Origin of the sequence: Bradyrhizobium sp. PRIMUS42 (genome assembly GCF_023006515.1) — a bacterium.
GTDB lineage: Bacteria > Pseudomonadota > Alphaproteobacteria > Rhizobiales > Xanthobacteraceae > Bradyrhizobium.
In genome coordinates this window covers 1-4379 of sequence record NZ_JALBGZ010000537.1, presented here as the reverse complement: position 1 = coordinate 4379, position 4379 = coordinate 1, and the positions used below count along the sequence as shown (strand labels likewise).

Genomic DNA, 4379 nt, shown 5'->3' with positions numbered 1-4379 from the left:
AGCTTCAGGCCCGGCACGGCCTCGGCCAACAGCTTGGCGGCCTTGAACACGAGATTGTCGGACATCTCGCCGCAGGCCTCGGCCAGCGGCCCGGTGGTGGTGAGCTTCAGCTCGCCGCCCGGCTCCAGCGTAAGCCGGTCGGCGCAGTCGGCAAATGCGACCACGCTTTCGAGATCATGATAGCCATCGGCACGGCGGCCCACGACGCGAAGGCTGAGATTGACCTTCGCCCGTCCTTCTTCAATCAACGCCGGCATCGGCGACACGCCCCCAACTTCACTTGTTCGTCGCGCATGATCTCATCGGAAAACCGCTACACACTTTTCCGGATCATGCGACGGCCTAGCCGCCCTTGCCGTCGTCCTTCTTCTTTTCCGCCTGCGCGGCCGAAGAGTTCGAATTGTCGTCGGTCAGCCCGTTCGCAATCTTGGCCTCGATCTTGGGCAGCTCTTCCGGCTCGGGCTTGAGATCGCGGGCGTGCGACCACTGGAATTTGGCTTCCAGCGTGCGGCCGACGCGCCAATAGGCGTCGCCAAGGTGATCGTTGATGGTGGGATCCTCGGGCTTGAGGTCGATCGCGCGCTCGAGATTCTTCACCGCTTCCTCGTAATTGCCGATGCGGTAATAGGCCCAGCCGAGGGAGTCGACGATGTAGCCGTCGTCGGGACGCTGCTCGACGGCACGCTTGATCATCTTCATGCCTTCGTCGAGGTTCACGCCCTGGTCGATCCAGGAATAACCGAGATAGTTGAGGACGTGCGGCTGGTCGGGCTGCAGCTCGAGCGCCTTCTTCATGTCGGCCTCGGCCTTGGCCCACTGCTTGGAACGCTCCTGGCAGATGCCACGATAATAGTACCAGACGCTGTTGGCCTTGTCGTTGCCGGCCGGCAGCACGTCGACGCCTTGCGAATAGGTCGCGCCGCAGTCGCCGAACCTCTTGCGGCCGCGCTCGATGTTGCCGAGCGCCATGATGGCTTCGAGATCCTTGGCGTCCTCCGTGGTGACACCCTTGAGGATCTTGATCGCCTCGTCGGTCCGGTCGGCGGAATCCAGATCAATGGCGAGCTGGATCTGCGCGTTGCGCTTGAGCGGCGAGCTCGCCGGCACGCGCTCGTAGACCTTGATCGCCATCTGCGGCCGCTTCACCGATTCGTAGAGATCGGCGAGCGAAAGCAGCGCCAGCGGATGCGTCGGCTGGAGGTAGAGCGAGAGCTGGAGATAGACCAGCGCCAGATCCTCGCCGCCGCGGCGGGTCAGCGTGGCGCCGATGCCGTAGAGCGCTTCAGCGGCGCCGGCCTGGGCGGAATCGACCAGCGGCGGCATTTTCTTGCCGGCTTTGGTCTCGCGCAGGCCTTCCTGGATCAGCGGATGACGCGCGAGCTTCTTGTCGAAGGCCTGATAGACGGTGGTCGCGGCGGCGGAATCCTTGTTGCGCGACAGCCAGCGCGCATAGGCCTCGCTCACGCGCAGCATGGAATCGTCGAGCTTGTAGGCGCGCTCGAAGCGGGTGCCGGCGTCCTTCTCCTTGCCGGAGAGCTCGAGGATCATGCCGGCGTGAAGGTCCTTGAACAGCGGATACCATTCGGGACCTGCGAGCTTGTCGATGGTGGCAACACCACCCTTGGCGTCGCCGGCACCATAGGCGGCCCAGCCCGACAGCAGCGTGGCGACGAGATCGGTTATCGGGCCGCGGATCGACTGGCTGATGTTGGTCTGCGCGGCCGCGTACTTCTTCACCTTGAGATCATGCACGCCGACGACGAGACGCGCGACGCGGTTGGTCTTGTCGATGGTGAGGACGCGCTCGGCGAGCTTGACCGCCTCCTCGATGTCGCCGTCGGCGACCGACGAGATAAAGGCGCGGTCGAGCAGCTCGTTGTTCTTGGGATCGGTGCGCAGGGCCGAGCGGTAGAACGCGGCGGCAGAGGCCGCGTCGCGCTCGACGCTGGCATGGCGGGCGGCGAGATAGCTGCCGGCACCGGTGAGCGACTTCAGATCATTTCGGGTTGGAAACTGCGCCGCCGTGTTCTCCGGGTGATCCGGCGTCTGCGCCAGAACGCTACCCGGGACGGTCGCGATCGCTGTGCCCATGAGGGCGATGGCGGCAACAGTCCAGCGGTTGAAACGATTTGAAAACATCAGGGCTCGCCTTGAGTTGGTAGTGCCTGGGTTTGCAGCAAAGGGCCGTATCGCATGCGAACGCGGCCGGTGGCATCCGGACCCGGAACCGTCCGGCCGACAATGCCGCTTTTGGCGCTTCGCCGCAAGGATTCGGGCCGGACGATCCCCTCCGCACGCCCCAAATCGGCCAAGTGACCGGTCGGAGCAGCCCCAAGACGCTGCTACTATGGCCTTATCGTGGCCGCGGCGGGTCGCCGCAGCCGGGTGCTCACGTGAACGTGCGCAAGATCACCCTTGGTAACTCGGTGCCCTTACATGGCCTCGTAATTCGGGCCGCCGCCGCCCTCCGGGGGAACCCAGGTGATGTTGCCGTTGGGGTCCTTCACGTCGCAGGTTTTGCAGTGGACGCAATTCTGGGCGTTGATCTGGAAGCGCGGGCTCGAACCCTCCTCGACCCATTCATAGACGCCGGCCGGGCAATAGCGATTCGAGGGACCGGCGAACACGTCGTGCTCGGACGTCTTCTGGAGGTTCATGTCCGTGACCTTGAGATGGACCGGCTGGTCCTCCTCGTGATTGGTGTTGGACAGGAACACGGACGAGAGCTTGTCGAATGAGATCTTGCCGTCGGGCTTCGGGTAGTTCTTCGGCACGTGGCTCTTGGCCGGATCGAGCGTGGCGCGATCGGGCTTGGCGTGCGACTGCGTGCCGAACAGCGAGGCGCCGAACAGCGTGTTGCACCACATGTCGAGGCCGCCGAGCGCGACGCCGAGCACGGTGCCGAACTTCGACCACAGCGGCTTGACGTTGCGCACCAGGAACAGGTCCTTGCCAACGGAGGACGAGCGCCAGGCGTTCTCGTATTCGACGAGCTCGTCATTGGTGCGATCGGCGGCGAGCGCTGCCGCGACGTGCTCGGCCGCGAGCATGCCGGTGCCCATCGCATTGTGCACGCCCTTGATGCGCGGCACGTTGACGAAGCCCGCCGCGCAACCGATCAGCGCGCCGCCGGGGAAGCTGAGTTTCGGCACCGACTGATAACCGCCCTCGGTGATGGCGCGCGCGCCGTAAGCGAGCCGCTTGCCACCCTCGAAAGTGCCGCGGATCGAGGGATGGGTCTTGAAGCGCTGGAACTCGTCGAACGGCGACAAATAGGGATCGTCGTAGTTCAGATGCACGACGAAGCCGACGGCGACGAGATTGTCGTCGTAATGATAGAGAAAGGAGCCGCCGCCGGTCTTCATGTCGAGCGGCCAGCCGAAGGAATGCTGGATCATCCCCTTCTGGTGCTTGGCGGGGTCGATCTGCCAGACTTCCTTGAGGCCGATGCCGAACTTCGCCGGCTCGCTCTTGGCATCCAGCGCGAACTTCGCGATGAGCTGCTTGGTCAGGCTGCCGCGGGCGCCTTCGGCGAACAGCGTGTACTTGCCGAGCAATTCCATGCCGCGGGTGAAGGAGTCCTTCGGCTTGCCGTCGCGTCCGACGCCCATGTCGCCGGTGGCGATGCCCTTGACCTTGCCCTCCTCGTCATAGAGCACCTCGGCCGCAGCAAAGCCCGGATAGATCTCGACGCCGAGCGCTTCGGCCTTACGGGCTAGCCAGCGGCAGACATTGCCGAGCGAACCGATGAAGCAGTGATGATTGTCCATCAGCGGCGGCATCATGAAGTTCGGCAGCTTGATCGCGCCGCCAGCCGTCATCCAATAGAAGCGGTCGTCCTTCACCTGGGTCTTCAGCGGGCAGTCGGAATCCTCGCGCCAGTCCGGGATCAGCTTGTCGAGCCCGGCCGGATCGATCACAGCGCCCGAGAGAATATGCGCGCCGACCTCGGAGCCCTTCTCCACCACGACGACGTTGAGATCGGCGTTGAGCTGCTTCAGCCGGATCGCAGCGGACAGGCCCGAGGGGCCGGCGCCGACGATGACGACGTCGAATTCCATGGATTCGCGCGGGGGAAGTTCTTCGGTGCTCATCTGATCTCAGCCCTTGAGACGGTCCTTGGTCGATTGCGCCCTCTTGTTTCCGATTTTTCCGGGTAGGACAACCTCGGAAATGCGTTTCGCCGGGGTGCAAGGCGCCTTAAACTGAACTAATAGTCAGACTTTCTCATGATACCCGAACCCGCACCCACCGTCCGTGAGCTTCTCGCCTTCTATCTGGAGGCTGGAGTCGACTGCGCGCTCGCGGAGGAGCCAATCGACCGCCTGGCGGAATTGGATGCCCCACCGCCGGCCCCGCGCGTGGCACCGCCGGTCGAG

The 4379-nt window shown here is 64.1% G+C and carries 2 protein-coding genes and 2 pseudogenes; 1 reads left to right on the top strand and 3 read right to left on the bottom strand.

The features are described from left to right. The 3 genes and pseudogenes from MOV75_RS28675 to MOV75_RS28665 all read right to left on the bottom strand — a co-directional run. Window positions 1-257: pseudogene (locus MOV75_RS28675) on the bottom strand (4-(cytidine 5'-diphospho)-2-C-methyl-D-erythritol kinase); the annotation flags it as partial. Between the two features lie 85 nt (window positions 258-342). Further along, window positions 343-2139, bottom strand: coding sequence for a tetratricopeptide repeat protein (locus MOV75_RS28670; RefSeq protein ID WP_246928398.1), 1797 nt, complete (start codon window positions 2137-2139; stop codon window positions 343-345). A 293-nt stretch (window positions 2140-2432) separates the two neighbouring features. Beyond that, window positions 2433-4094, bottom strand: a complete 1662-nt coding sequence (locus MOV75_RS28665) for an electron transfer flavoprotein-ubiquinone oxidoreductase (RefSeq protein WP_246928396.1) — start codon at window positions 4092-4094, stop codon at window positions 2433-2435. 135 nt (window positions 4095-4229) lie between these two features. Between MOV75_RS28665 and MOV75_RS28660 the strand changes: the two are divergent. Beyond that, a pseudogene (locus MOV75_RS28660) lies at window positions 4230-4379 on the top strand (uracil-DNA glycosylase); the annotation flags it as partial.

Excerpts from the sequence above, each read along its gene's own strand:
- MOV75_RS28670 (WP_246928398.1), bottom strand. The coding sequence starts at position 2,139 with ATGTTTTCAAATCGTTTCAACCGCTGGACTGTTGCCGCCATCGCCCTC.
- MOV75_RS28665 (WP_246928396.1), bottom strand. The coding sequence starts at position 4,094 with ATGAGCACCGAAGAACTTCCCCCGCGCGAATCCATGGAATTCGACGTC.